Here is a 26208-nt window from a genome sequence, read left to right on the forward strand (position 1 = left end):
CGGGATTCGGGGGAAGGGGAATGGCGCCGGAAGGCCTTGCGATCCTTGGCGCGCTCGCGCTCGTCGCCGTGCTGCAACTCGCGCTGCTGCTGCGCCGCCCGCCGACCGACCCGGTGCTGGCCCAGCGCCTGACCGACCTGCAGGCGGCACTCGACCGCCAGGGGGAGCGCGTCGCCGCCCTGCCCGCGGAGTTCGAGCGCGGCCTCGCGCGCGAGGCGCAGGCGATCGGCGAGCGCGTGGCCGCCGGGGCGCTCGACCAGACCCGGGCGCTGGGCGAGGGCATCGGCCGCATCGCCGACCGCATCGCCGCCCTCGAGGCCGCGCTGACCGACCGGCTCGCCGCCGACGCGAAGGCCGGGCGCGAGGCGCTGGCCGAGCAGCGCGCGGCGGTGGTCAAGGCGCTCTCCGAGCACAAGGACGACACCGCCCTGCTGCGCCGCGACGTGACGCAGGGCATCGGGGAGATCCGCCTCGCGCTGACCGAGGGCCTCGCGCGGCTGCAGGAGACGCTCACCGCCGAGAACGCCCGCGGCCGCGACCTGATGGACGCGAAGCTGCGCGAGCTGCGCGAGGGCAACGAGGCGAAACTCGGCGAGATCCAGAAGACGGTGAACGAGCAGCTCCGCAGCGCGGTCGAGAAGCAGATGAACGAGAGCTTCGCGCGCGTCTCCGACCAGTTCGCGCAGGTGCTGAAGGCGATGACGGACGTGCAGGTGGTCGCGGCCGGCATCGGCGACGTGAAGCGGCTCTTCTCCAACGTCAAGACGCGCGGCGGCTGGGGCGAGGCGCAGGTGCGCGCGCTGCTCGATGACATCCTGCCGCCCGGCTCCTACGAGACGAACAAGAAGCTCTCCGAGGACACGGCCGAGGCGGTGGAATTCGCCATCCGCATGCCGAACGAGCGCGGGCGCGAGGTGTTCCTCGCCGTGGACGCGAAGTTCCCGACCGAGGACTGGGACCGCCTCGTCATCGCCTCCGAGGCCGGCGATGTCGAGGCGGAGCGCGCCGCCCGCCGCGCCCTGGAACAGCGCGTCCGCGCCGAGGCGGCGAAGATCGCCGCCAAATACATCCGCCCGCCGCTGACGGTGGAGTTCGCCGTGCTCTACCTGCCGACCGAGGGGCTCTATGCCGAGATCGCGCGCATCCCCGGCGCGATCGAGGAGATCGGCCGGGTGAACCGGGTGATGGTGCTCGGCCCCTCGCTGCTGCCGGCCATGCTGCGCACCATCCAGATGGGGCATGTCACCATCGCGCTCGGCGAGAAGGCTGATCTCGTGCGCGAACTCCTCGGCGCCACCAAGGCCGAGATGGCGAAGATGGACGAGGTGCTGGCGCGGCTGCGCAAGCAGGTGACGGCGGTGGGCAACACCCTCGATGCGGCGCAGGTCCGCACCCGCGCCGTGGCGCGCAAGCTGCGCGGCGTGGACGCGCTGGACGGCCCGCGCGCCGCCGCGCTGCTGGAGATCGAGGCCGAGGCGGAGGAGAGCCTCGGCGAAGGCGACGAATCGTGAGCGCGCTGCAGCTGCAATCCGCCGCCGGCTTGCTGCTGCTGCCCGCGCTGGCCTGGGCGCTCGGCGGCTTCCGGCGCGGCGTCGCGCCGCGCGTGATCGCCACCGCGCTGGCGTTGCAACTGGGGCTGGCCGCGGCGCTGCTCAACATCCCGCCGCTGCGCGCCGCCTTCGCGCTGATCGGCGACGGCGTCAACGCGCTCGCCACCGCGACCAAGGCCGGCACCGCGCTCGTCTTCGGCTATCTCGGCGGCGCGCCGCTGCCGTTCGAGGAGCCCTTCCCCGGCGCCTCCTTCATCCTGTTCTTCCAGGCGCTGCCGCTGGTCCTCGTGGTCGGCGCGCTCTCGGCCGTGCTCTACCACTGGGGCGTGCTGCCGGCGATCGTGCGCGGCATGGCGCGGCTGCTGCGCGCGCTGCTCGGCCTCGGCGGCGCGACGGGCTTCGGCGTGGCGGCGAATGTCTTCGTCGGCATGGTCGAGGCGCCGCTGATGATCCGCGCCTGGCTCGCGCGGCTGACGCGATCGGAGCTGTTCGTGGTGATGACGGCGGGGCTCGCGACCATCTCCGGCAACACGCTCGTGGTCTACGCGCTGGTCATCGCCCCGGTGGTGCCGGATGCGGCGGGGCAGCTGCTGACGGCCTCCCTGGTCTCGGCGCCGGCGGCGATCCTCGCGGCGCTGCTGATGATCCCGCCCGCGCCCGGCGAGGCCGCGACCGAGGGCGAGGAGGGCATCCCGACCGGCCTCTACGATTCCTCGATGGACGCGCTGGTGCGCGGCACGCAGGACGGGCTCGGCCTGCTGCTCGGCATCATGGCCTCGCTGATCGTCTTCGTCGCCATCGTCGCGCTGGTGAACCTCGCGCTGGAGCCGCTGACCGGCCTCACTCTCCAGAAGGTCATGGGCTGGGCCTTGTGGCCGGTGGCCTGGGCGATGGGCGTGCCGGCGGCCGAGGCCGCGACGGTTGGCGCCTCGCTCGGCGTGAAGATGGTGGTGAACGAGTTCGTCTCCTATCTCGACCTCGCGCGCTCGGGCGGGGCGGGGCTGTCGGACCGCTCGCGCCTGATCCTCACCTATGCGCTGTGCGGCTTCACCAATCTCGGCTCGGTCGGGATCATGGTGGGCGGCATGACGGCGATGTGCCCGGAGCGGCGGCACGACATCGTGCGGCTCGGCCTGCCGGCACTGGTCTCGGGCACCATCGCCTGCTGCATGACGGGCGCGGTGGTGGGGGTGCTGACGCCGCCCTGAAGCCGGGGCAGGATGGCGGGGCGAAGGAGCCGTCCCATGACCCACATCGTCCACCGCAACCTGCGCGAAGCGCCACCCGTCGCCGCCTCCGGGCGGGGGATCTGGCTGCGCGACGCCTCGGGGCATGAGGTGATCGACGGCTCGGGCGGCGCGGCGGTGGCCTGCCTCGGCCACGGCCACCCGCATGTGGTCGCGGCGATGAAGGCGCAGATCGAGCGGCTCTGCTACGCCCATACCGCGCTGTTCACCGCCGAGAGCGCCGAGCGCCTCGCCGACATGCTGGTCGGCCACGCGCCGGGCGGGCTGACGCACGCCTATTTCGTCTCCTCCGGTTCCGAAGGGATGGAGGCCGCGCTGAAGATCGCCCGGCAATGGGCGATCGAGAGCGGCCAGCCGCAGCGGACGAAGTTCATCGCGCGGCGGCAGTCCTACCACGGCAACACGCTCGGCGCGCTGGCCGCCGGCGGCAATGCCATGCGCCGCGCGCCCTATGCGCCGATCCTCTCGGACGCCTTCAGTCATGTCTCGCCCTGCTACGCCTATCGCGACCGGCGCGATGGGGAGAGCGACGCCGACTACGTCGCGCGCCTCGCCGCGGAGCTCGAGGCCGAGTTCCAGCGCCTCGGGCCCGGCAATGTCATCGCCTTCTGCGCCGAGACGATCGTCGGCGCCACGCTCGGCTGCGTCACGGCCGTGCCGGGCTATTTCCGCGCGGTGCGCGAGATCTGCGACCGCCACGGCGCGCTGCTGATCCTGGACGAGGTGATGTCCGGCATGGGCCGCTCCGGCACGCTGCACGCCTGGGAGCAGGAGGGCATCAGCCCCGACATCCAGGTGATCGCCAAGGGCCTCGGCGGCGGCTACCAGCCGATCGGCGGCATCCTCGTCCATGGCCGCGTGATCGAGGCGCTGACCAGGGGCTCGGGCACCTTCAAGCACGGCCACACCTACCAGGCGCATCCCGTCGCCTGCGCCGCGGCGCTCGCGGTGCAGGAGGTGATCCGCGACGAGAAGCTTCTCGACAACGTGAAGGCCATGGGCGCGCTGCTGGAGCAGGGGCTGCACGAGCGCCTGGGCAACCACGCGCATGTGGGCGACATCCGCGGCCGCGGCCTTTTCTGGGCGGTGGAACTGGTGAAGGACCGCGCCTCCAAGGCCACCTTCGACCCCGCGCTCGCGGTGAACGAGCGGGTGAAGAAGGAGGCCTTCGCGCGCGGCCTCGCCTGCTACCCGATGGGCGGGACGATCGACGGCAGGCATGGCGACCACGTCATCCTCGCGCCCCCCTATGTCTGCACCGCGGAGGAGATCGCCATGATCGTCGAGCGCTTCGGCGCGGCGGTGGAGGCGGCGGTATCCGGCGCGTGACCCCGATCACGCCATAATCGGTATCCATCCTGCGCCCATGGACCCATGCCGCGCGCGGCGCCAAGGTCCGCGCCGCCCGCAACCGCCCGAGGGAAGAACGCCTTGCCCATCCTGAACCGCATCGCCGAGTTCCATGGCGAGCTGACCGCCACGCGCCGCGACATCCACGCCCATCCGGAACTCGGCTTCGAGGAGCACCGCACCTCGGAGCTGGTGGCGCGGATGCTCGAATCCTGGGGCATCGAGGTCCATCGCGGAATCGCCGGCACCGGCGTGGTCGGCGTGCTGCGCAACGGCACTTCCGGGCGCTCCATCGGCTTCCGCGCCGACATGGACTGCCTGCCGATGACCGAGACCTCGGACGTGCCGCACCGCTCCACCACGCCGGGCAAGATGCACGCCTGCGGGCATGACGGGCACACCACCATGCTGCTCGGCGCGGCGCGCCACCTCGCCGAGACGCGCAACTTCGACGGCACGGTGAACTTCATCTTCCAGCCCGCCGAGGAGGGTGGCGGCGGCGGCCGCGTGATGGTCGAGGAGGGCCTCTTCGACCGCTTCCCCTGCGATGCCGTGTACGGGATGCACAACTCGCCCGAACTGCCGCTGGGCGAGGCGCGCATCTTCGCCGGCCCCGCCCTCGCCGCCGCCGACCGCATCACCATCACGGTGCATGGCAAGGGCGGCCATGCCTCCCGCCCGCAGCAATGCGTGGACCCGGTCCTCGTCGGCGCGCATATCGTCGTCGCGGCGCAATCCATCGTCTCGCGCTCGATGGACCCGATCGACACCGCCGTGGTCAGCATCTGCCAGTTCCACGCGGGGGAAGCCTCCAACGTCATCCCCGAAACCGCGGAGCTGCGCGGCACCGTCCGCACCTTCCGCCCCGAGGTGCAGGACATGATCGAGCGCCGCCTGCACGAGGTGGTGCGCGCCACCGCCGAGGCGCATGGCGCGCAGGCGGAACTCTCCTACCAGCGCGGCTACCCGCCCACGGTGAACCATGCGGAACAGACCGAGCGCGCCGCGCTCGCGGCGGCGGCGGTGCTGGGCGAGGCGAAGGTGCACCGCAAGCCGGTGCCGCGCATGGGGGCGGAGGATTTCTCCTACATGCTGCTCGCGCGGCCCGGCTGCTTCATCAGCATCGGCCAGGGCGACGGCGGGCGGCATTCCGTCTCGCTGCACAACCCGCGCTACGACTTCAACGACGACCTGATCCCGCTCGGCGCCTCGCTCTTCGCGCGGCTGGCGGAACAGGAACTGCCGCGCGGCTGAGCGCGCGGGGCGTCAGGCGCTGCGCAGCGCCGGCGCCCCGGGTTCCATCACCGCCGCCGCCCGCGCGCCGAGGCGCGCGCGGATGCGGTCGAGCAGCGCGCCTTCGCGCAGCACGGGCAGGCAGCCCCGCGCGCGGGGCGCATCGGCCTGCGGCGTGCCGAAATCCTTCACCATGGCGGTGACCGGGTGGTTGTCGAAATGGTGGCGGTTGCCGTTGTCGAGATAGGATTCGGTCACCGCGCCGTCGGAGACGACCAGCCCGTGCGCGGGCAGTTCCACGTGCCAGTAGGTGACTTCCGGGCACCAGGTCTCCTGCACGATGGTGCTGCCGTTCACGAGCAGCCCGGCCGGCACGAGATGCCCGTCGAGCAGGATGCCGTGGTCGGGGGAGACGCGCAGGTCGCGCGCCGGCACGCCCTCGGCCAGCGCGCCCGCGCGGATGCGCACCGGCGCCACGCGCTCGGGCCGCGGATGGCGGGAGATGTCCACGCGGCTGTGCCCGAGCCAGATGACGGGCTGCAACGCCGCGCCGCCATGGCGCGCCACCACCAGGTCGCCCACGCGCAGGGACTCCACCGGCACCTCGCCGCGCGCGGTCGCGATCATGGTGCCGGCGGCGAAGCAGATCACCTCCACCGGGCCGACGACGTTGACGCTGGTCACGCCGTTGATCGGGTCGAGAGCCGAGAAGTTGTAGTCGAGGTTGGGGTCGAGGTCGGACGTGTCGAGGTTGATCACGCGCGTGTAGGTCACGTTGCCACTGGACTGGCTGACGGTGACCTCGCCCACCACCACCGGCGTGCCGCCGCCCACCGGCGTGGCGAGGATCTGGATGGTCGCGGTGTAGTTCCCGGTGATGGTGAAGGTCACGGTCGCCTGACCGCCGGGAATCTCCAGCGGTTGCGGCGTGACGCTGTTCATCGTGATGACCTGGGTGGGCATGGGTCCGGTCGTCTCCTGGTGAAGCGCCTGTCAATGCATGTCGCCGCAGCGGGCCGGATCTGGCGGCCGTGAGGTAGCCCAGCCGGACGATGCGCAGGGTGTCACCCCTGTCTTGCCCCGCCGTGAATGCCATTCCCGTTCGCGGCGGGCCAGTCTCTTTTTCGTAGTTCCGCGGCTCGCCGAATCAGGTTGCAGCAGGCCTTGCGGCTGCAATCCGACGGATGGGGCAGTCGCCCCGGCACCCTCTCCCCCGCGGCGAATCGCGCATCCGCGCAGGCCGTGCGGGATGGGCGCGCGCCGGAATCCGGGCTCCAAGGCCAGGCAGACAGGCATCCTTCGCCCGGCGCGGAGCCCCAACCGGTGGCGTATTGCTACCCTCGGTTGCACGATGCCGTCACGTCCCGGCGTTCGCGCCCCGCCGCCGCATCATGCGCAGCACCTCCCGCGGGTCGAAGGCGCGCAGCGCCATCGCCGCGGCGAAATACCCCGCCGCACCCGCCGCGATCAGCCCCGCGGCGAGCGCGGCGCGCGCCCCCGTTCCCTCCGCCGCGGGCGCCAGCGCGCCGAGCGCGGCCACGCCCAGCCCCATGGCGAGGCTCGCCGCCACCAGCCGCGGCAGCACGCGCCGTGTCCGCCGGTCCGCCACGAACAGCCGCCGCCGCGCCAGCAGCCATGCCAGCAGCCCCGCATTCGCCCAGGCCGCGAGCGAGGTGGACAGCGCGATGCCCACATGCCCGAGCGGCCCCATCAGCATCAGGTTCAGCGCGAGGTTCAGCGCCACCGTCGCGATGCCGATCTTGACCGGCGTGCGCGTGTCCCCGCGCGCGAAGAAGCCGGGCGCGAAGACCTTCACGAGGATGAAGGCCGGCAGCCCGAAGGCATAGGCGATGAGCGCGGCCGTGCTCGCCGCCGCCGCCGCCTCGCCGAAGGCGCCGCGCTGGAACAGGGCGGCGATGATCGGCCCGGCCGCCGCCGCCAGCCCCGCCGCGCAGGGCAGGGCGAGCAGCAGCGCGAGTTCCAGCCCGCGGTTCATGCTGCGATGGGCCGAGAGGCTCTGCCCCCCGCGCAACTGGCGGGAGAGCAGCGGCAGCAGCGCCGTCCCGAGCGCCGCGCCGACCACGCCGAGCGGCAACTGCGCCACGCGGTCCGCGTAGTAGAGGAAGGACACCGCGCCCGAGGGCAGCAGCGAGGCGATGATCACGTCCACCGCCAGGTTGAGCTGCGTCACGCCCGCCCCGAGCACGCCCGGGCCCATGCGCCGCAGCACGGTCCGCACCTCCGGAGTCAGCGCCGGCGGGCGCAGGAGGTTCAGCGCCATCCCCGCCTGCCGGGCCGCGACCCAGACCATCGCGAGCTGCACGAAGCCCGAGGCCAGCACGCCCCAGGCCAGCGCATGGCCAGGTGTCGCGACGTAGGGCGCGAGGCCCACAAGTGCTGCCATCAGCAGCAGGTTGAAGAAGACCGGCGCGGCGGCGGCGGCGGCGAATCGGTCGAGCCCGTTCAGCACGCCCGAGACCAGCGCCGTCAGGCAGATCAGCGGCAGGTAGCCGAAGGTGATGCGCGTCAGCTCCACCGCCAGCGCGAATTTTCCCGCATCCGCGCGGAAGCCCGGCGCGAGCAGGCCCAGCACCTGCGGCATGAACACCATGCCCGCGATGGTCAGCACCGCCAGCCACAGGCCAAGCAGCGCACCCATGCGTTCCGCGAGGTCCTGCGCCGCGGCGCGCCCCTCCTTCGCCAGCGCGCCGGCGAAGGCGGGCACGAAGGCGCTGTTGAAGGCGCCCTCCCCGAACAGGCGGCGGAACAGGTTGGGCAGTTTCAGCGCGACGAAGAAGGCATCCGCGACCGGCCCGGCGCCGAGCCGCGCGGCGATCAGCATGTCGCGCGCGAAGCCGAGGATCCGGCTCGCCATGGTCCAACCGCCGACGGTCAGCACGGATCGCAGCATGGCCTGCCCTGTGCCCCCGCTTCGGGGCGGAAGCAAGGCGGCCGGCGCCCGCCGCGCGGGTGGCATGCAACGCGCGGTCGCTGGCGGAGCCCCGGCATCCCGCGCTATAGGCTCGCCGTTCGTCTCCTGGGGTCATCGCCACATGCCGGGGATCGCGCGCCGGGTGGTCCTCGCCGTCGCCCTCGCCCTGCCCGCCCTCCCGCGCCGCGCGCGCGCGGCCTCGCCGCTGCCGGGGCCGGTGACGCTCATCCTCCCCTATGCCGCGGGCGGGCGCATTGACGAGGTGATCGGGCTGCTCGCCGCCGAGGCGGCCCGTCGCCTCGGCCAGCCGATCAGGGTCGAGAACAAGCCGGGCCGCCGCGGCGTGCGCGCCATCGCCGGGCTGGTCGCCGCGCCGCCCGACGGGCGGCTGATCGCGCTGCTGCCGGCGGCGGCCATCCGCACCGCCCTGCTCGAGAACCTGCCCTTCGACGCCGCGCGCGACACCACGCCCATCATCGGCCTTGCCGGCAGCGCCTTCGGCTGCATCGCCAAGGCCGGCCGCTTCCCCGGCGGCTGGGCCGGCTTCCTGGCCGAGGCGCGGGAGAGGCCGGGCGCGCTCTCCTACGGCTCGGCGGGGCAGAACTCGAACGGGCACCTGACCATGGCGCGGCTGCTGCTGCGCGAGGGCGTGCAGGCCGTCCATGTCCCCTTCCGCGGCGCGACGCATGGGGTGAACGCCCTGCTCGCCGGCGACATCGACCTGATGGCCGGCCCCGCCGTGATCGGGGAGGCCGTCACCGCGGGGGAGGCCGTCTGGATGCATGTCTGGACGGCCCAGCGCCTTGCCCGCTGGCCCGATGCGCCGACTCTGCGCGAGCTCGGCTACCGCCTGGTCGTCACCGCGCCCTTCGGCATCGTCGGCCCGCCGGGCATGGCGGGCGGGATCGTCGCGACGCTGCACGACGCCTTCCTCACCGCGCTGCGCAGCGATGCCGTGCGCGCGCTGATGCTGCGCTTCGACATGGCCGAGGACCACCGCGACAGCGCGGCCTATGCCGCCTTCCTCGCGGAATCCACGCGCATGGAGGAGATGCTGATCGGCCGGCTCGGCCTGCTGCCATGAAGCCGGATGTGGCCTCGTTGGAACGCGCGGCGCTGACCGCCGTGCCGGCGTCGCGCATCGCCTTCGACGGGCCCTTCGTGCTGCGCGCCTTCGCCGGCGGCACGGGCCGCGCCAATGCCGCCTCCTCGCTCGATCCCGCGCCGGATCCTGCCCTTGCCGAACGCGTGGCGCGCATCGAGGCGCATTACGCCGCGCTCGGCCTGCCGCCGCGCTTCCGGCTGACGCCGCTCGACCCGCCGGGGCTTGCCGGGCTGCTCGGCGCGCGCGGCTATGTGCCGAAGGACGAGACGGCGGTGCTGCTCGCCCCCGTCGCCCGCCTCGCCCGTCCCGATCCGGCGGCCGAGGTCCTGGGCGCCCCGGACCCGGACTGGATGGCCGTGATCGCCACCGCCGAGCACCAGGGCCCCGCCCGGCGGCAGGAGAAGCAGGGCACCCCTTCGCTCCTCGCCGTGCCCGGCGCGTGGATCACGCTGCGCGAGGGGGCCGAGGCCGTGGCCGTGGTCTCGGTCGTCGCCGCCGGGCCGGTCGCGGGCTATTTCGACCTCGTGGTGCGGCCGGAGCAACGGCGGCGGGGGCTTGCGGCCCGCGCCATCGGGGCCGCGGCCGCCTGGGCGCAGGCGCGGGGGGCGGAATGGCTCTTCTGCCAGGTGGCGGTCGCCAACGGCCCCTCCCGGACGCTGAATGCGCGCCTCGGCATGGAGGAGGCGTATCGCTACGCCTACCGCGTGCGCCCGCAGGACGGGATCGCGCCGCTGCGCTTCGGCTGAACCCGCCTTGCCTTGGCCGCGCCGCCGGGGCTTGCTGCGCGCATGATGGCGTCGCTACCGATCTTCCTCCCGCATCCCGCAGCCTGGTGCCGCGCGGGGCTGCCGGCATGAGGCTGCTCAGCGGCCATGCGCGCCTCGCCGGGGTGCTCGGCTGGCCCGTCTCGCATTCGCGCTCGCCGCGGCTGCACGGCTATTGGCTCGAAACCCTCGGCCTCGACGGCGCCTATCTCCCGCTGCCGGTCCATCCCGACCGCTTCGCCGGCGCCGTGCGGGCGCTGGCCGATCTCGGCTTCCGCGGCGCCAATGTGACCATCCCGCACAAGCAGGCGGCCTTCGCCGTGTGCGACGCGGTGGACGCCACGGCGCGCCGGGCAGGCGCGGTGAACACCCTCGTCTTCCGCGACGGCCGCATCGAGGGCTCGAACACCGACGGCTTCGGCTTCCTGGAAAGCGTGCGCGAGCAGGCGTCGGGCTGGCGGCCCGGGGCGGGCCCGGCGGTGGTGCTCGGCGCCGGCGGCGCGGCGCGGGCCATCGCCGCGGCGCTGCTCGATGCCGGCTGCCCGCGCGTGACGCTGGTCAACCGCTCGCGCGACCGCGCCGAGGCGCTGGCGCGGGAGCTCGGCGGGCCCATCGCCGTGGCCGACGCCCCGCCGATGCGCGATGCCGCGCTGCTGGTGAACACCACCTCCCTCGGCATGCAGGGCCAGCCGCCGCTGGTGCTGGACCTCGCGCCGCTTCCGGCCGGCGCCGTGGTGGCTGACATCGTCTATGTGCCGCTGGAGACGCCGCTCCTTGCCGCCGCGCGCGCGCGCGGCCTCGCCGCGGTGGATGGGTTCGGCATGCTGCTCCACCAGGCGCGCCCGGGCTTCGAGGCCTGGTTCGGCGCGGCGCCGCGGGTGGATGAGGCGCTGCGCGCCGTGGTCGCCGCGGACATCCCGCCGCGATGATCGTGCTCGGCCTCACCGGCGGGATCGGCATGGGCAAGTCCACCGCGACGGCGAGCCTCAGGCGCATGCGCATCCCGGTCTTCGATGCCGATGCCGCGGTGCACCGGCTGCAGGCCCGCGGCGGCCGCGCCGTGGGGCCGATCGGCGCGGCCTTTCCCGGCACGCTGCGCGACGGCCGGGTGGACCGCGAGGCGCTGCGCCGCGCCGTGCTGGGCGATCCGGCGGCGCTGAAACGCCTCGAGGCCATCGTGCATCCGCTGGTCCGCGACGAGGAGCGGCGCTTCCTCGCCCGTGCCCGGCGCGCCGGCGCGCGCATCGCGGTGCTGGACGTGCCGCTGCTGCTCGAGACGGGCGGGCAGGCGCGGGTGGACCGCGTCGTCGTCGTTTCGGCGCCCGTCGCGGTGCAGCGCCTGCGCGTGCTGCGCCGGCCGGGCATGACGGAGGAGCGGCTCGCCTCCATCCGCGCCCGCCAGATGCCCGATGCGCGCAAGCGCCGCCTCGCGGACTTCGTGATCCCGACCGGGCTCAGCCGCCACTTCGCCCAGGCCGCGATCCGCCGGCTGGTCAGCCGCCTGCGGGATGGACCCCCGGGCCGGGGCGGGTAGAGTCGGCGCATGCGCCAGATCGTCCTGGATACGGAGACCACCGGCCTCGACCCCTTGCAGGGGGACCGCATCATCGAGGTCGCGGCGGTCGAGCTCGTGAACCTGCTGCCGACGGGGGCGACCTTCCACCGGCTGGTGCATCCTGAGCGCGACATCCCGGCCGAGGCGACGCGGGTGCACGGCTTCACCAATGCCGACCTCGAAGGCAAGCCGCGCTTCGCGGAGATCGTGCAGGACCTGCTCGCCTTCCTCGGCGACGCACCGATCATCGCGCACAACGCGCCCTTCGATTTCGGCTTCCTGGACGCGGAGCTGCTGCGCTGCGGCCTGCCACCGCTCGACCGCGCGCGGATGGTGGACAGCCTCGCGCTCGCGAAGCAGCGCTACCCGGGCATGCCGAACAGCCTCGATGCGCTGTGCCGGCGGCTCGGCGTGGACAACTCCATGCGGACCGCGCACAACGCCATTCTCGACTGCCGGCTGCTCGCGCAGGTCTATCTCGAACTGATGGGCGGCAAGCAGCCGGGCTTCGAACTCGCCGCCACGCTGGCCGCCGGCGGCGCGGCGGTCGCGGCGGGCGAGGCGGTCGAATGGACGCCGCTTCCCATCCCGGTGCCCGAGGAGAGCGCCGCCGCGCACCGCGCCTTCCTCGCCGCCAAGGTCAAGGACGCGCTGTGGCTGAAGCCGCCCTTCGCGGAAGGACAGGGGTGATCAGGCGCTGCGCAGGATGCGCATCAGCGCCGTGACATGCTCGGGCGGGGTCTGGGGCACGATCCCGTGGCCGAGGTTGAACACGTAGGGCCGCCCGCGCATCGCCGCGAGGATGGAGCGCGTCTCCGCCTCCAGCGCCGCGCCGCCGGCCACCAGCGCCAGCGGATCGAGATTGCCCTGCAGCGCCATGCCTGCCGGCACCGCCTGCGCGGCCCAGCGCGGGTCCATCCCGGTGTCCATCGCGGTCGCGTCCACGCCTGCGCGTGCGGCGTAGTCGGCCAGCAGCGGGCCCGCGAGGCGCGGGAAGCCGATCAGCGGCACGCCGGGGCAGCGGCGCCGGAGCGCGCGCGTGATGGAAGCGGTGGGCTCGATCACCCAGCGCCGGAACTGCCCGGGGGAGAGCATGCCGGCCCAGGAATCGAAGATCATCAGCGCCTCGGCCCCGGCCTCGACCTGCGCGACCAGGTATTCGACCGTCGCTTCCTGCAGCGTGCGGATGAGGCGGCCGAACAGCGCCGGGTCGGCATAGGCGAGGCCGCGCGCCGCCGCGAACTCCTTCGAGCCGCGCCCTTCGAGCATGTAGCAGGCGACGGTGAAGCACCCGCCGGCGAAGCCGATCAGCGTGGTGCGCGGCGCCTCGGCCGCAAGCCCCGCGCGCACCCGCGCGACCGTCTCCATGATCGGCGCCGCGCGCGCCGCGACCACGGCGGGGTCGAGTGCCGCGATCGCCTCGGCATCGCGCAACGGCTCGAGCAGCGGCCCCTCGCCTTCCGCGAAGCGGAGCGGCTGGCCGAGCGCCCAGGGCACCATCAGGATGTCGGAGAACAGGATCGCCGCCTCCATCCCGTAGCGGCGGATCGGCTGCAGCGTGACCTCTGCGGCGAGTGCGGGCGTGATGCAGAGGGTGACGAAATCGCCCGCCTGGGCGCGCAGTTCCCGGTATTCGGGCAGGTAGCGTCCTGCCTGGCGCATCAGCCATGCGGGCGGCGGCCACACGGCCTCTCCCGAAAGGGCGCGCAGCAGCGGCTTGGCCGGCGCCGCGGGTCGTTCGCTGTCCATGCACCAAACTACGCAGATAAAGGGGATTGAAGAAAGGCAGGGATGGTGATGGGTGGCTGTGGATGACGGGGACGCAGCCCGTCCCGCAGCCATCCACAGCCCTGTCCACCGCATTCCCCGGCCGCGGCGCGAGGCAGGCTGCGGGCTCCGCGCGGATTTCCGCATCCGGGGCACGGAGGCCGCCGGTCGCATCCACGGAGGCGCGCGGCCCCGGGCTTGTCCACGGCCTGCACGGAGGCCGGCGGCGAGGCGCGATTCCATCCACGTCATCCACAAGGATCCACGCTATTCTCCCGCCGATGCCCGCGCGACAGATCAACCTCCACCTCGTCTCCGACTCCACGGGGGAGACGCTGAACTCCATCGCCCGCGCCACGCTCGCGCGCTTCGACGACCAGCATGTCGTCCATCACCGCTGGTCGCTGGTCCGCTCCCGCCTGCAGCTCGACCGCGTGCTGGAAGGCATCGAGCACGAGCCCGGCCCGGTGCTCTACACCGTGGCGGATTCCAGCCTGCGCCTGGCGCTCGAGGAGGCCTGCGGCCGGCTCGGCCTGCCCTGCCTCTCCCCGCTCGACCCGGTGATGGAGCTGCTGCAGGGCACGCTCGGCGCGCGCGCGAAGGAGAAGCGCGCCGCGCAGCATGTGATGGACGCCGACTATTTCCGCCGTATCGACGCGATGCACTATGTGCTCTCGCACGATGACGGGCAGGGCACCGCGGGCATCCGCAATGCCGATGTCGTGCTGGTCGGCGTCTCGCGCAGCAGCAAGACGCCGACCTGCTTCTACCTAGCGAACCGGGGCATCAAGGCGGCCAATGTGCCGATCGTGCCGGGCGCGCCGCTGCCCGCCGCGCTGGAGGAACCGCCCTGCCCGGTGGTGGGGCTGCATATCGAGGTGAATGCGCTGATCGAGATCCGCCGCCACCGCCTGCGCATCATCGGCGCCGGCGGTGTGCGGCAGGACGCGACGGACTACATCGACCCCGAGGCGGTGAAGGCGGAGATCATCGCCGCGCGGCGGCTCTGCACATCGCGCGGCTGGCCGGTGATCGACGTGACTCGCCGCAGCATCGAGGAGACGGCGGCGACCGTGCTGCAGCTCATGGAGGCCTGGCACGCGCGCCGCAAGGACGGCGCGGTGGCGACCGCCCCGGAGGACCCAGCCGCCGCGGTGCTCGGCCGGCCGGAGGGCGCGTGATCCAGGCCGCGACGCCGCGGCTGGTGCTGGCCTCGGCCTCCGCGACGCGCCGCGCCCTGCTCGCATCCGCCGGCCTGCGCTTCGAGGCGCAGGCCGCGGCGGTGGACGAGGCGGCGATCAAGGAAGCGGCCCAGGCGGAGGGCATCGTACCCGCCGATGCCGCCATCATGCTCGCCGAGGCCAAGGCGGAGCGCATCGCGCGGCGCGACCCGGATGCGCTGGTGATCGGCTGCGACCAGCTCCTGGTCTGCGAGGGGCGCTGGTTCGACAAGCCGGCCGACCTCGCGGCGGCGCGCGCGCAACTCCTCGCGCTGCGCGGGCGGCGGCACGAGCTGGTCACGGCGGTGGTCTGCCATCGCCAGGGCGGGCGGATCTGGCAGCATGTGGCGGTGCCGCGCCTCGTGATGCGCGATTTCTCAGACGCGTTCCTCGACGCCTACCTGGCCGCCGAGGGCGAACGCGTGACCGCCTCGGTCGGCGCCTACCGGCTGGAGGGGCCTGGCGTGCAGCTCTTCGCCTCGGTGCAGGGGGAGCATGCGGCGATCCTGGGCCTGCCGCTGCTGCCGCTGCTCGGCTTCCTGCGCCAGCACGGGGTGCTGGGGGGCTGAGGGCGGGCGCGTCCGTCGTTGCCGGGCGGTCAGGCGAGCAGCGCCCGCACCAGCAGCATCGCCGCCAGCCCGGCCAGCAGCGCGGGCAGCATGCGCCGGCCGAAGCCGAGGCACACGGCCACCCCCAGGCCGAGCCCCGCCAGCCTCGCCGCCAGGGGCACCTCCGCGAGCGCACCGGCCGGCGCGACGATCGCCAGGGTGACGAAGGCGGCGAGCGTGGCCTGCGCCACGGCGGTCGCCCAGGCGATCGCCGGATGCTCGGTGGAAAGCCCGCCGGCCAGCCAGACGCCCGCGAGCCGCAGGGCGAGACAGGCAAGCGCCGTGGCCGCAAGCGCGAGGTCAGCCGGCGCCACGGCGCCGCCCCAGCAGGAAGGCCAGCGTCCCGCCGACCAGCCCCGCCGCCAGCAGGGCCGTCGCCGCGGGCAGCAGCAGGGCGAGCGAGGCCGCCGCCGCCCCGCACAGCACCGCGCGCCGCGGCGCCGGCCGGTCGAGATCGGCCGCGAGCAGCAGGGCGTAGTAGAGCGGGTTGACGAAGAGCAGCGCCGCCCGCGCCTCCGCCCCCATGGCGCCGGCCAGGTGGTAGCCCGACAGCGCCGCAAGCCCTGCCACCACCCAGGAGGTCAGCCCGAAGCCGAGGAACCAGGACACGCGCTCGGGCCGCGCCACCGCGGGCAGGGCGCGCATCGCCGCCGCCCAGGGCGTGACGGCGATGAAGGGCACGGCGGGCAGGAGCCGCCAGCGGCTGTTCGCGCCGAGGACCGGCGTGATGGAGACCGCCATCGGCAGGAACCGGGCATTGACCGCGACCGCGCCCATCACCGCCGCGCCGACGCCACCCGCCCAGCCTGTGGCGGCCGCCTGCACCAGCACGAGCTGGCCCGGCATGCCGTAGATCCCCCAGCAGGCGAGAAGCGCCCAGCCGGGGGAGAGCCCGGCCTCCTGCACGGCCGCGCCGAAGGCGAGGAAGGTCGCGGCCATGGCGACGCCCGGGGCGCCGAGCGCCTCGCGCAGGCCGGGGAGGAAGGCTGAAGGCACGGCGCCATGGTGCGGCGCTTCACGCACGGCGGGAAGCCGTCGGCCGCATCCCCGCTCACGCGGCGGGGGAGCGTCCGCCGCCGGCGATCCGCTCGGCCCCGGGCGTGGTGCCGAAGGCGGCGCGGAAGGCGGCGCCGAAGGCCGGGGCGCTCGCATAGCCGACGGCGGCGGCGGCGCGGGCGGGCGGCGCGCCGCTGGCGAGCAGCGCCGCGGCCTCGGCAAGGCGCAGCGCCTGCCGCCAGCGGGCGAAGCCCATCCCGGTCTCCGCCTGGAACAGCCGGCGCAGCGTGCGGGCGCTGGCGCCGCTGCGCGCCGCCCAGTCCTCGAGCGTCAGCGGGCTGGCGGGATCGGCGGCCAGCGCGGCGGCGAGGCGCGCGAGCCGCGGGTCGCGCGGCTGCGGCACGGCGAGCGGCAGGCGCGGCGCGCGGGCGATCTCCTCGAGGATCAGCGCCGCGATGTGGCCGCCGCGGCCGTGCTCGTCCCATTCGAGCGGCTCCTCGCAGGCGGCGAGGATGAGTTCGCGCAGGAGCGGCGAGACGGAGAGCACCGCCGGGTGCGAGGGCAGGTCCTTCGCCGCGTCGGCGCGCAGGAACAGCGCCCGCATGGCGAGGCCGCGCGGCATGGCGACGGCATGCGGCATGCCGGCCGGCATCCAGAGCGCGCGCGCGGGCGGCACGGTGAAGCGTTCGGCGTCGGTCGCGATGCGCATGATGCCGGCGGTGGCGTAGAGGAGCTGCGCGCGCTCGTGCGAATGGCGCGGCACCGCCTCGCCTTCCGGGTAGTCCCGCGCGAAGGCGGCGAGCGGCCGGTTGACCCGGTCCGCCGGGATGTCGCGGCGGGGCGCGCCGCTTTGTCCGTCCGCCGACAGGGATTGGCCTGACGTCGCCATGCGGACGAGGCTAGCCTGACGGCACGGCGCGGCGGAAGCCCGCGCGAGAGGACCTGCCATGACACCGGCGACCCGCCAGGTGGTGTTCATCAACGCCGCCCATACCTTCACCCACTACTGCCTGCTGATCCTGGCGACCGCCGTGCTGGCCATGGTCACGCAGGAGCGCGAGCGCTTCGGGGCCGATTACGGGCCGATCCTGGCCCTCGGGACCGGCATGTTCGTCACCTACGGTCTGGGCGCGCTGCCGATGGGATGGCTCGCGGACCGGCTGGGCCGGCGGGCGCTGATGGTGGCCTTCTTCCTCGGCACGGGCTTCTTCATGGCGGCGGCGGGGTTCATGGACAGCCCCTTCGGCATCGGCATCGCGCTCGGGCTGATGGGCTGCTTCGCGGCGATCTACCACCCGATCGGCACGGCCGTGCTGGTCGAGGCGGCGGGCGAGAGGGTTGGCCGCGCCATGGGGATCAACGGCGTCTTCGGCAATATCGGGGTGGCGACGGCGCCGGTCGTCACCGCCTTCATCGCCGCGAGCCTGGGCTGGCGCTGGGCCTTCATCATCCCCGGCGTGGCCTGCTTCCTGACCGGACTGCTCTATGCGCGCGAGCCGGATTTCGACGCGGTGAAGGCGGGCGGCGGCGCGCGGCCCTTCCCGGAGATCCCGCGCGCGCTGGTGCGGCGGGCGGTGTTCATCCTCCTCTCGATCGCCGCCGTCTCGGGGCTCGTGTTCAACGCCTACACGCTGCTGATCCCGAAGCTGATGGAGGAGCGGCTGGCCGGGAGCCCGGACCTGCTGCCGGTGGTCGGGCTGCTGGCCTTCCTGGCGACGATCTGCGGCGGGGCGACGCAGTACACGGTGGGGCGGATGATCGATTCCCGCACCCTGAAGCGCGTCTTCATGCCGCTCGGCATCGCGGTGGTGCCGGGGATGCTCGCGCTCTCCTTCCTCGATGGCTGGCTGGTGCTGCCGGTGGCGGGGCTGGTCGCGGCCTGCGTCTTCGGCCAGGTGACGGTGAACGAGACGATGACGGCGCGCTACGTCGCGCCGGCGCTGCGGGCCAAGCTCTATTCGATCCGCTTCACGGTGGGCTTCCTGGGGGCGGCGATCGCCTCCCCGCTCATCGCCTTCCTGCACGAGGCGACGGGCTCGCTCGCGGTCGCGATGGTGGTGCTGGCGGGGGTGGCGATGGTGACGCTGGTCTGCGCATTCGCCTTCCCCGACCGCGAGGAGGAGCTGAAGCCCGAACTCTGGGCCCGCGCGCCGGAATTCGCGCGCGAGCGGGCGGGGCTGGCGCAGCCGGCGGAGTGATGCCCTGCGCCCCGGTCGCAAGCACGGCGGCTTCGGCCGGTCGTGATGCGGCGGGGCTGCGCCCTCAGGGCAGAAGGACCGTGCTGCCGGTGGTCTTGCGCGCCTCGAGCGCGCGGTGCGCCTCCGCCGCGTCCTTCAGCGCGAAGGTCTGGTTCACGCGGATCTTGACCGCGCCGGAGGCGACCACCTCGAAGAGGTCGTTGGCGCGGGCGATCAGGTCCTCGCGCTTGGCGGTGTATGTCGCGAGGGTGGGGCGCGTGACGTAGAGCGAGCCCTTGGCGGCGAGGATGCCGAGATCCGGAATGGCGACCGGCCCCGAGGCATTGCCGTAGGAGACCATCATCCCGAAGGGCGCGAGGCAGTCGAGGGAGAGGTTGAAGGTGTCGCGGCCGACGCTGTCGAAGACCACGGGCAGCATGGCGCCGCCGGTGATCTCCTTGACGCGGGCGGGGATGTCCTCGCTGGTGAGCAGCACATGGGCGGCGCCGTGCTCGCGGGCGAGGGCGGCCTTCGCCTCGGTGCTCACCACGCCGATGACCGTCACGCCGAGGTGCTTCAGCCACTGGCACATGATGAGCCCGACGCCGCCGGCGGCGGCGTGGACCAGCACGGTCTGGCCCGCCTGGACGGGATAGCATTTGCGGATGAGGAAGGCGGCGGTCATGCCCTGGAGCATCATCGCCGCGCCCTGCTCGAAGCTGATGGCCTCGGGCAGCTTCACCAGGCGGTCGGCCTTGATGCAGCGGGCCTCGGCATAGGCGCCGATGGGGGCGGTGGCATAGGCGACACGGTCCCCGGGCGCGACCTCGGTGACGCCCTCGCCCACGGCCTCGACCACGCCGGCGCCTTCCATGCCGATGATCGCGGGAAGGGAGGGGGCCTTGTAGAGGCCGGTGCGGAAATAGACGTCGATGAAGTTCAGGCCGACCGCCTTGTGGCGCACCAGCGCCTCGCCGGGCTTGGGCGCGGGGAGGGGGATCTCCTCCCACACCAGTTTCTCGGGGCCGCCGGTTTCGTGGATGCGGATGGCATGGGTCATCTGGCGCGGTTCCGTGGCTGGGCCCCCGGCAGGGCGGCCGTGAACAGGGTTGGGACCGCGGGCGCGGTGCGCTCGTGGTCCAGGAGGAAGCGCTTGGTAGCCTCTCCCTCGCCGCCCGAATAGCCGCCGAGCGAGCCGTCGGCCGCGACGACCCTGTGGCAGGGGATCAGGATCGGGATGGGGTTGGCGCCATTCGCCTGGCCGATGGCGCGGGCCGCGCGGCAGCCGACGGCGCGGGCGACCTCGGCATAGGAGCGGGTCTCGCCGTGGGGGATGGCGCGCAGCGCCTCCCACACGCGGCGCTGGAAGGGCGTGCCGTGCGGAGCAAGGGGCAGGTCGAAGGCGGTGCGGGTGCCGTCGAAATAATCCTGCAGCTGGTCGCGGGCGCGGCGCAGCAGCGTCGTCTCGGTCTGGTCGCGGCCGCGGCCCCAGTCGAGCGCGACGATGGCGCCGTCCTCCTCCGAGACGGTGATCTCGCCGAGCGGCGTCAGGAGGGAGAGCTGGGGCATGGGTCCTCGCGGCGGGCAGTGAGACCCCGGGCGGGGCGGCCGTCAAGCGTGGCGGGCCGGCGCGGCTTGGAGCGGGCAGGCGGGAGGGCTACATCGGCGCCACATCCCCGGAGGCCGAAAGCGTGACGCATCAGGACCCGCCGCTCTTCTACACGGCGCATCTCTTCGTCTGCACCAACCGCCGCCCGGATGACCACCGGCGCGGCTCCTGCGCGGCGCGCGGGTCGGAGCGCCTGCGCGACTACATGAAGGCGCGGGCCAAGGAACTCGGCATCCCGAACATTCGCGTCAATGCGGCCGGCTGCCTCGACCGCTGCGAGTTCGGCCCGGCGCTCGTGATCTATCCCGAGGGCGTGTGGTACCGGCCGACCAGCGTCGAGGATGTGGAGGAGATCCTCCAGGTCCATGTGATCGGCGGCGGGCGCGTCGCGCGGCTGATGCTGACGGAGAAGGACGTGCCCCCGCCGAAGGGGTGATGTTCCACGTGAAACACCCGCGGGTGGGCTGATGGCGGCAACCGACACCATCTTCGCCCTGGCGAGCGGGGCCGGCCGGGCGGCGGTCGCGGTGATGCGGCTGAGCGGGCCTGCTTCCGGACCGATCCTGGCCGGGATCGCGGGCGGGCTGCCGCCCCCGCGACGCGCAAGCCTGCGCCGCCTGCGCGATGCGGAGGGCGCAACCCTCGACCGGGCGCTGGTGCTCTGGTTTCCCGGCCCCGGCTCCTACACCGGGGAGGACGGCGCCGAACTGCATCTGCACGGCGGCCCGGCCGTGGTGGCTGCTGTGGCCAGTGCGCTGGCCGCGCTCGGCGCCCGGCCCGCCGAGCCCGGGGAGTTCACCCGCCGCGCCTTCCTCAATGGCCAGCTGGACCTGACGGCGGCGGAGGGCATCGCCGACCTCATCGCGGCGGAGACCGAGGCGCAGCGGCGCCAGGCGCTGCGCCAGGCGGATGGGGCGCTCGCGCGGCTGCACGACGAATGGGCCGGGCGTCTGGCCCGCCTGCTGGCCCATCAGGAGGCCGCGATCGAGTTCGCCGAGGACGGCCTGCCGACCGATCTCGACGCCCGGGCACGGGCGGGGGCCGCAGCGCTGCGCAGCGAGATCACGGCGCATCTCGCCGACGGGCGCAAAGGGGAGCGGCTCCGCGAGGGGCTCCTGGTCGCCATCCTGGGCGCGCCGAATGCCGGCAAGTCCTCCCTGCTCAATGCCCTTGCGGGACGGGAGGCGGCGATCGTCTCCGCCCGCGCCGGCACGACCCGGGATGTTGTGGAGGTGCGCCTGGTGCTGGGCGGCGTGCCGGTGACGCTCGCGGACACGGCCGGCCTGCGCGAGGCCGCCGACGAGATCGAGCAGGAGGGGATCCGCCGCGCGCGCCGCCGGGCGGAGGAGGCGGATCTGGTGCTCGCCGTCTTCGCCGCGGATGTGGCGCCCGATGCCGTGACGCTGGACTGGGTGGCGCGCGGGGCGGTGCCGGTGGCGAGCAAGGTCGATCTGGCACCTGCGCCCGCGGCCATCGGCGGCACCGCGCCCTTGCCCGTCTCCGCGCTGACCGGGGCGGGGCTCGACGCGTTGCGCGCGCGCCTCGCCGAGGAGGCCGCGCGCCTTGCCGGCAGCGGCGATGCCGCCCTGCTGACCCGCCCGCGCCACCGCGCCGCCTTGTCCGAAACGGTCGCCTGGCTCGAGGAGGCCGAAAGCGCCCCCCTGCCGGAACTGGCCTCCGAGGCCCTGCGCGCCGCCCTGCGCGCCCTGGGCCGCCTGACCGGGCGCGTGGGCGTGGAGGATCTGCTGGACATCGTCTTCCGCGACTTCTGCATCGGCAAATAGGCCCCGGCCTCGGTCAAGGGCGCAAGGCCGAAGAAGAGAGGGGGAACGGGGGAGGTGAACCTCCCCCGCGCAACCCTGCTGACGTATATGCGGCCCATGACCGGAAGCTTCGATGTGATCGTGATCGGCGGCGGCCATGCCGGCTGCGAGGCGGCGGCCGCGGCGGCGCGCTGCGGCGCGCGCACGCTGCTGCTGACCCAGCGGATCGAGACGATCGGCGAGATGTCCTGCAACCCGGCGATCGGCGGCGTCGGCAAGGGCCATCTGGTGCGCGAGGTGGATGCGCTGGACGGCATCATGGCCCGCGCGGCGGATGCCGCGGCGATCCATGTGAAGGTGCTCAACCGCTCGAAGGGGCCGGCGGTGCGGGGGCCGCGGGCGCAGGCCGATCGCCGCCTCTACCGTGCCGCGGTGCAGGGCCTGTTGCGGGCGCAGCCGGGGCTCACGATCCTTGCCGGGACGGCCGAGGACATCGAGATCGGCCCGGACGGCGCCGTGGCTGCGGTGCGGACCGGGGATGGGCGGCGCCTCGCCTGCGGCGCGGCAGTCGTCACGACCGGCACCTTCCTGCGCGGGGAGATCCATGTCGGGCGCCGCAGGATTCCTGCCGGGCGGGTGGGCGACGAGCCCGCCATCGGCCTCGCCCAGGCCTTCGAGCGCCTGGGCCTTCCGCTCGCGCGGCTGAAGACCGGCACGCCGCCGCGCCTTGACGGGCGGACCATCGACTGGGATGCCGTCGAGCACCAGCCCGGCGACGACCCGCCGGAGCCCTTGTCCTGGCTCACGGACCGCATCGCCAACCGCCAGGTGGTCTGCGGGATCACCGCGACCACGCCGGCGACCCATGCCCTGATCCGGGAGAATCTCTCGGAGAGCGCCGTCTATGGCGGGCGCATCCAGGGTGCTGGGCCACGCTACTGCCCCTCGATCGAGGACAAGGTGGTGCGTTTCGCCGAGCGGGAACGCCACCAGGTGTTCCTCGAACCCGAGGGCCTCGACGACGACACGGTCTATCCGAACGGCGTCTCCACCAGCCTGCCGGAGGCGGTCCAGGCGGCGATGATCGCCTCGATCCCGGGCCTCGAGCGCGCGCGCATCCTCCGCCCCGGCTACGCGATCGAATACGACCATGTGGACCCGCGGGCGCTCGGCCCCTCGCTCGAGGTCCGGTCCGTGCCGCGGCTGTTCCTCGCCGGGCAGATCAACGGGACGACCGGATACGAGGAGGCCGCGGCCCAGGGCCTCATGGCGGGGCTGAATGCGGCGCAGCGCGCCTCGGGCGGGCACCCCGACCGGGTGCTGACGCGGGGCGAGGCCTATATCGGCGTCCTGGTGGACGATCTGGTGCTGCAGGGCGTCACCGAGCCCTACCGGATGCTGACCGCGCGGGCCGAGCACCGGCTTCTGCTGCGCGCCGACAATGCCGGCCTGCGGCTGACGGAGCGCGGCATGGCCTGGGGCTGCGTCGGTGCGGAGCGCGCGGCGCGGCACCGGACCTTCGCCTCCGCGCTGGCCGACGCCCTGGCCCGGGCGCGCGCCGAGGGCGCGACGCCGGCGGCGCTCGCGGCCTCGGGCATTGCGGTGAACCAGGACGGGCGGCGGCGAAGCCTGCTCGAGGTTCTCGCGCTTCCTGGCGTCAGGGCCGCCCAGGTGGATGCGGCCTTCCCCTGGCTGCGCGACCTCTCGCCCGGGCTGCGGACCCAGCTCGAGGCCGAGGCGCTCTACGCGCCCTATCTGCGGCGCCAGGAGGCGGAGATGCGCCTGCTCGAGCGGGAGGAGCGGACGCGCATTCCCGACGGGATGGACTTCTCGGGTGTGCCGGGGCTCTCCACGGAGATGCGCCAGCGCCTCGCCGCCGCCCGTCCGGCGACGCTCGGCGCAGCGGGGCGGCTGCCGGGTGTGACGCCCGCGGCCGTTGCGGCCCTGGCCGTGGCGCTCCGGCGGGCGGGCGCGTGTTCCACGTGAAACAGCCCATCCCGGCGCTGCCTCCCGACCCCGCGCGGGAGGCGCGGCTCGCAGCCTATCGGGACCTGCTGCTGCGCTGGAACGCGACGATCAACCTTGTCGCCGCGCGAACCGTCGCCGAGCTCGAACGCCGCCACATCGCCGATTGCCTGCAACTGGTGCCCCTGGTCCCGGGCGCCGGGGCTATTGCCGATCTCGGGTCCGGCGCGGGCCTGCCTGGCCTCGTCATCGCCGCCGCGCTCCCCGACCGGGCGGTGCATTTGGTGGAATCGGACCGCCGCAAGGCGGCCTTCCTCGTCGAGGCGGCGGCGACGCTCGGGCTCCGCCAGGTCACGGTGCATCCGCAGCGGATCGAGCGGGCGGCGCTGCCCCCCTGCGCGGCCATCACGGCCCGGGCGCTGGCGCCGCTCGATCGCCTGCTCGCCTATGCCGCGCCGCATCTCGCGCCGGGGGGCGTCTGCCTGCTGCTCAAGGGCCGCGGCGCCGAGGAGGAGTTGACGATCGCCGCCGCACACTGGCACTTCACGGCGGAGCGGTTCACGAGCCGCACGGACACCGAGGCCACCATCCTTCGCCTGAGCGAGATCCGCCGTGCCGGCCCATGAGCGCCCGTCCCTCCGCATCATCGCCCTGGCCAACCAGAAGGGCGGCGTCGGCAAGACCACGACCGCGATCAACCTCGGCACCGCGCTGGCGGCGAAGCGCAAGGTGCTGCTTATCGACCTGGATCCGCAGGGCAATGCCTCGACCGGCCTCGGTCTGTCGCGCCAGGACCGCGGGGCGGGCTCCTATGCGCTGCTGACGGGCGAGAAGCCGCTCGCCGAACTTCTGCGGCCGACCCGCATCCCGGGCCTGACGCTGCTGCCCGCCGACCCGGACCTCGCCGGCGCCGAGATCGAGCTCGTCGGCCTCGAGAACCGCGAACGCCGCCTGCGCGACGCGCTCGATGCGCAATCGGCGGCGCTGGCCGGGACGGATGTCATCCTGATCGACTGCCCGCCCTCGCTCGGGCTGCTCACGCTCAACGCGCTGGTCGCGTCGCATTCGGTGCTGGTGCCGCTGCAGACCGAGTTCTTCGCCCTCGAGGGCGTCTCCCAGATCACGCGCACGGTGGACAGGGTGAAGCGCGCCCTCAACCCCACGCTCGAACTCGAAGGCATCGTGCTGACGATGTTCGACAAGCGCAACAACCTCTCCGAACTCGTCGCTGCCGATGTGCGGGCCTTCTTCGGCGACAAGGTCTTCACCACCGTCATCCCGCGCAATGTCCGCATCAGCGAGGCGCCGTCGCATGGCCTGCCGGTCATCCTCTACGACCATCGCTCGGCCGGCGCGCAGGCCTATGTGGAACTCGCGGCCGAGGTGCTGAAGCGCGAACGCAAGGCGAGGAAATCGGCCGCATGAAGAAGCCCGCGCGCCTTGGCATGGGGCTCTCCGCCCTGATGGGCGACAGCGCCGCGCCCGCCCCGACGCCCTCCGGCGCCCCGCGCAGCCTGCCCATCGAGGCGCTGGAGCCGAGCCCCTTCCAGGCGCGCAGCGCGCCGGACCCGGCCGCGCTCGCCGAGCTCGCGGCCTCGATCCAGGAACACGGCATCCTGCAGCCCATCCTGGTGCGCCCCAAGCCCGGCGCGGCGGGGAGGTTCCAGATCCTCGGCGGCGAGCGCCGCTGGCGCGCGGCCCAGCAGGCGAGGCTGCACGAGGTGCCGGTCGTCATCCGCGACCTCGACGACCGCGCCGCCATGGCCGCCGGCCTGGTCGAGAACCTGCAGCGCGAGGACCTCAACGCGCTCGAGGAGGCCGAAGGCTATGCGCGCCTGATCAGCGAGTTCGGGCTCAAGCAGGACAGCCTCGGCCAGGTCGTCGGCAAGTCGCGCAGCCATGTCGCGAACACGCTGCGCCTGTTGAACCTGCCGCCGCGCGTGCGGGAGATGCTGCGCGGCGGCGCGCTCTCCGCCGGCCATGCCCGGGCGCTGCTCGGCGCGCAGGATCCGGAGCGGCTGGCCGGGCTGGTCGTCGTGCGCGGGCTTTCGGTCCGCCAGACCGAGGCGCTGGCCGCGGCCGCCCCGCGCGACCCCGCCGCGCGCCGCGGCGCGAAGCGCGACGCCGACACCGCCGCGCTCGAGCGGCGGCTGACCGAACGGCTCGGGCTGAAGGTGGCCATCAAGGCGAGCGGCAAGGGCGGGCAGGTGACGATCACCTATCGCGACCTCGACCAGCTCGACGGCGTGCTGCGGCTGCTCGACCCGGACATGGCATAGCGGGCGGCGGAACCCGCCCTTGGCGTCGTGCCGGAGGCGCCATTCGCGGCCCGGCCCGTAAGGCCGCGGCTTTCCGATCCTCGGACCG

General features: G+C 73.8%; 26 protein-coding genes. 18 read left to right on the plus strand and 8 right to left on the minus strand.

Features of this window, described 5'->3' with window-relative positions; translation table 11 throughout:
• The first annotated feature begins 20 nt into the window (after positions 1-20).
• The 4 genes from rmuC (at position 21) to FHS88_RS01915 (ending at position 5401) form a co-directional block, all read left to right on the plus strand.
• Positions 21-1511, plus strand: a complete 1491-nt coding sequence (gene rmuC / locus FHS88_RS01900) for a DNA recombination protein RmuC (RefSeq protein WP_184480726.1) — start codon at positions 21-23, stop codon at positions 1509-1511.
• Complete coding sequence (locus tag FHS88_RS01905) at positions 1508-2758, plus strand: nucleoside transporter C-terminal domain-containing protein (RefSeq protein ID WP_184480728.1); 1251 nt, start codon at positions 1508-1510, stop codon at positions 2756-2758. The genes rmuC and FHS88_RS01905 overlap by 4 nt, the downstream gene beginning before the upstream one ends.
• Before the next feature lie 36 nt (positions 2759-2794).
• The gene (locus tag FHS88_RS01910; RefSeq protein ID WP_211842575.1) at positions 2795-4126 is read left to right on the plus strand and encodes an aspartate aminotransferase family protein; all 1332 of its coding nucleotides are present in this window, start codon (positions 2795-2797) and stop codon (positions 4124-4126) included.
• Positions 4127-4228: 102 nt separating this feature from the next.
• Positions 4229-5401, plus strand: coding sequence for a M20 aminoacylase family protein (locus FHS88_RS01915; protein ID WP_184480732.1), 1173 nt, complete (start codon positions 4229-4231; stop codon positions 5399-5401).
• A 12-nt stretch (positions 5402-5413) separates the two neighbouring features.
• On the opposite strand, the gene FHS88_RS01920 is transcribed toward FHS88_RS01915, so the two are convergent.
• Both FHS88_RS01920 and murJ read right to left on the minus strand, forming a co-directional pair.
• Complete coding sequence (locus FHS88_RS01920) at positions 5414-6343, minus strand: Hint domain-containing protein (RefSeq protein ID WP_184480735.1); 930 nt, start codon at positions 6341-6343, stop codon at positions 5414-5416.
• A 394-nt stretch (positions 6344-6737) separates the two neighbouring features.
• Positions 6738-8291, minus strand: a complete 1554-nt coding sequence (gene murJ, locus FHS88_RS01925; protein WP_184480737.1) for a murein biosynthesis integral membrane protein MurJ — start codon at positions 8289-8291, stop codon at positions 6738-6740.
• A gap of 142 nt (positions 8292-8433) precedes the next feature.
• Here murJ and FHS88_RS01930 point away from each other — a divergent pair, with 142 nt between their 5' ends.
• From FHS88_RS01930 to dnaQ, 5 genes are all read left to right on the plus strand, one after another.
• The gene (locus tag FHS88_RS01930; protein ID WP_184480739.1) at positions 8434-9396 is read left to right on the plus strand and encodes a tripartite tricarboxylate transporter substrate binding protein; all 963 of its coding nucleotides are present in this window, start codon (positions 8434-8436) and stop codon (positions 9394-9396) included.
• A complete protein-coding gene (locus tag FHS88_RS01935; protein WP_184480741.1) occupies positions 9393-10163 on the plus strand; it encodes a GNAT family N-acetyltransferase in 771 nt (256 codons plus the stop codon). The genes FHS88_RS01930 and FHS88_RS01935 overlap by 4 nt, the downstream gene beginning before the upstream one ends.
• 107 nt (positions 10164-10270) lie before the next feature.
• Positions 10271-11110 (plus strand): shikimate dehydrogenase, encoded by an 840-nt coding sequence (locus tag FHS88_RS01940; RefSeq protein WP_456306769.1) that lies wholly within the window; start codon positions 10271-10273, stop codon positions 11108-11110.
• Entirely contained in the window at positions 11107-11715 is a 609-nt protein-coding gene (coaE, locus tag FHS88_RS01945) for a dephospho-CoA kinase (protein WP_184480743.1), read from the plus strand. Before FHS88_RS01940 ends, coaE begins: the two co-directional genes overlap by 4 nt.
• Positions 11716-11724: 9 nt before the next feature.
• Positions 11725-12426 carry a DNA polymerase III subunit epsilon gene (gene dnaQ / locus FHS88_RS01950; protein ID WP_184480745.1) on the plus strand — a complete coding sequence of 234 codons (702 nt, stop codon included), beginning with the start codon at positions 11725-11727 and terminating at the stop codon, positions 12424-12426.
• On the opposite strand, the gene hemE is transcribed toward dnaQ, so the two are convergent.
• Entirely contained in the window at positions 12427-13485 is a 1059-nt protein-coding gene (hemE, locus tag FHS88_RS01955) for a uroporphyrinogen decarboxylase (RefSeq protein ID WP_184480747.1), read from the minus strand.
• Positions 13486-13784: 299 nt separating this feature from the next.
• On the opposite strand from hemE, the gene FHS88_RS01960 reads away from it, so the two are divergent.
• Together FHS88_RS01960 and FHS88_RS01965 are read left to right on the plus strand one after the other, a co-directional pair.
• Positions 13785-14684 carry a pyruvate, water dikinase regulatory protein gene (locus tag FHS88_RS01960; protein ID WP_184480749.1) on the plus strand — a complete coding sequence of 300 codons (900 nt, stop codon included), beginning with the start codon at positions 13785-13787 and terminating at the stop codon, positions 14682-14684.
• A complete protein-coding gene (locus tag FHS88_RS01965) occupies positions 14681-15292 on the plus strand; it encodes a Maf family protein (RefSeq protein ID WP_184480751.1) in 612 nt (203 codons plus the stop codon). The genes FHS88_RS01960 and FHS88_RS01965 overlap by 4 nt, the downstream gene beginning before the upstream one ends.
• Before the next feature lie 29 nt (positions 15293-15321).
• Here the strand turns inward: FHS88_RS01965 and FHS88_RS01970 are convergent, their stop codons facing one another.
• The 3 genes from FHS88_RS01970 to FHS88_RS01980 are packed head-to-tail and all read right to left on the minus strand — an operon-like array spanning position 15322 to position 17216.
• Entirely contained in the window at positions 15322-15645 is a 324-nt protein-coding gene (locus FHS88_RS01970; protein WP_184480753.1) for an AzlD domain-containing protein, read from the minus strand.
• On the minus strand, positions 15632-16354 hold the full coding sequence (locus tag FHS88_RS01975) for an AzlC family ABC transporter permease (protein WP_184480755.1): 723 nt from the start codon (positions 16352-16354) through the stop codon (positions 15632-15634). The genes FHS88_RS01970 and FHS88_RS01975 overlap by 14 nt, the downstream gene beginning before the upstream one ends.
• Before the next feature lie 28 nt (positions 16355-16382).
• Positions 16383-17216, minus strand: coding sequence for a helix-turn-helix domain-containing protein (locus FHS88_RS01980; RefSeq protein WP_184480757.1), 834 nt, complete (start codon positions 17214-17216; stop codon positions 16383-16385).
• 58 nt (positions 17217-17274) lie between these two features.
• Between FHS88_RS01980 and FHS88_RS01985 the strand changes: the two genes are divergently transcribed.
• Positions 17275-18525, plus strand: coding sequence for an MFS transporter (locus tag FHS88_RS01985; RefSeq protein WP_184480759.1), 1251 nt, complete (start codon positions 17275-17277; stop codon positions 18523-18525).
• Between the two features lie 64 nt (positions 18526-18589).
• Here FHS88_RS01985 and FHS88_RS01990 read toward each other — a convergent pair whose 3' ends face one another.
• The gene (locus FHS88_RS01990) at positions 18590-19564 is read right to left on the minus strand and encodes a quinone oxidoreductase family protein (RefSeq protein ID WP_184480761.1); all 975 of its coding nucleotides are present in this window, start codon (positions 19562-19564) and stop codon (positions 18590-18592) included.
• Entirely contained in the window at positions 19561-20073 is a 513-nt protein-coding gene (locus FHS88_RS01995) for a methylated-DNA--[protein]-cysteine S-methyltransferase (RefSeq protein ID WP_184480763.1), read from the minus strand. Before FHS88_RS01995 ends, FHS88_RS01990 begins: the two co-directional genes overlap by 4 nt.
• Positions 20074-20195: 122 nt before the next feature.
• On the opposite strand from FHS88_RS01995, the gene FHS88_RS02000 reads away from it, so the two are divergent.
• The 6 genes from FHS88_RS02000 to FHS88_RS02025 all read left to right on the plus strand — a co-directional run bounded on the left by FHS88_RS02000 (position 20196) and on the right by FHS88_RS02025 (position 26120).
• Positions 20196-20549, plus strand: a complete 354-nt coding sequence (locus tag FHS88_RS02000; protein ID WP_184480765.1) for a (2Fe-2S) ferredoxin domain-containing protein — start codon at positions 20196-20198, stop codon at positions 20547-20549.
• Positions 20550-20580: 31 nt separating this feature from the next.
• Positions 20581-21897, plus strand: coding sequence for a tRNA uridine-5-carboxymethylaminomethyl(34) synthesis GTPase MnmE (mnmE, locus tag FHS88_RS02005; RefSeq protein ID WP_184480767.1), 1317 nt, complete (start codon positions 20581-20583; stop codon positions 21895-21897).
• Between the two features lie 96 nt (positions 21898-21993).
• Entirely contained in the window at positions 21994-23862 is a 1869-nt protein-coding gene (gene mnmG / locus FHS88_RS02010) for a tRNA uridine-5-carboxymethylaminomethyl(34) synthesis enzyme MnmG (protein WP_184480769.1), read from the plus strand.
• Complete coding sequence (gene rsmG, locus FHS88_RS02015) at positions 23850-24467, plus strand: 16S rRNA (guanine(527)-N(7))-methyltransferase RsmG (RefSeq protein WP_338146346.1); 618 nt, start codon at positions 23850-23852, stop codon at positions 24465-24467. Before mnmG ends, rsmG begins: the two co-directional genes overlap by 13 nt.
• Positions 24454-25266 carry an AAA family ATPase gene (locus FHS88_RS02020; protein ID WP_184480771.1) on the plus strand — a complete coding sequence of 271 codons (813 nt, stop codon included), beginning with the start codon at positions 24454-24456 and terminating at the stop codon, positions 25264-25266. Before rsmG ends, FHS88_RS02020 begins: the two co-directional genes overlap by 14 nt.
• A complete protein-coding gene (locus tag FHS88_RS02025) occupies positions 25263-26120 on the plus strand; it encodes a ParB/RepB/Spo0J family partition protein (RefSeq protein ID WP_246419176.1) in 858 nt (285 codons plus the stop codon). Before FHS88_RS02020 ends, FHS88_RS02025 begins: the two co-directional genes overlap by 4 nt.
• Positions 26121-26208: the final 88 nt, after the last annotated feature.

This window comes from Neoroseomonas alkaliterrae (assembly GCF_014199195.1).
GTDB lineage: Bacteria > Pseudomonadota > Alphaproteobacteria > Acetobacterales > Acetobacteraceae > Neoroseomonas > Neoroseomonas alkaliterrae.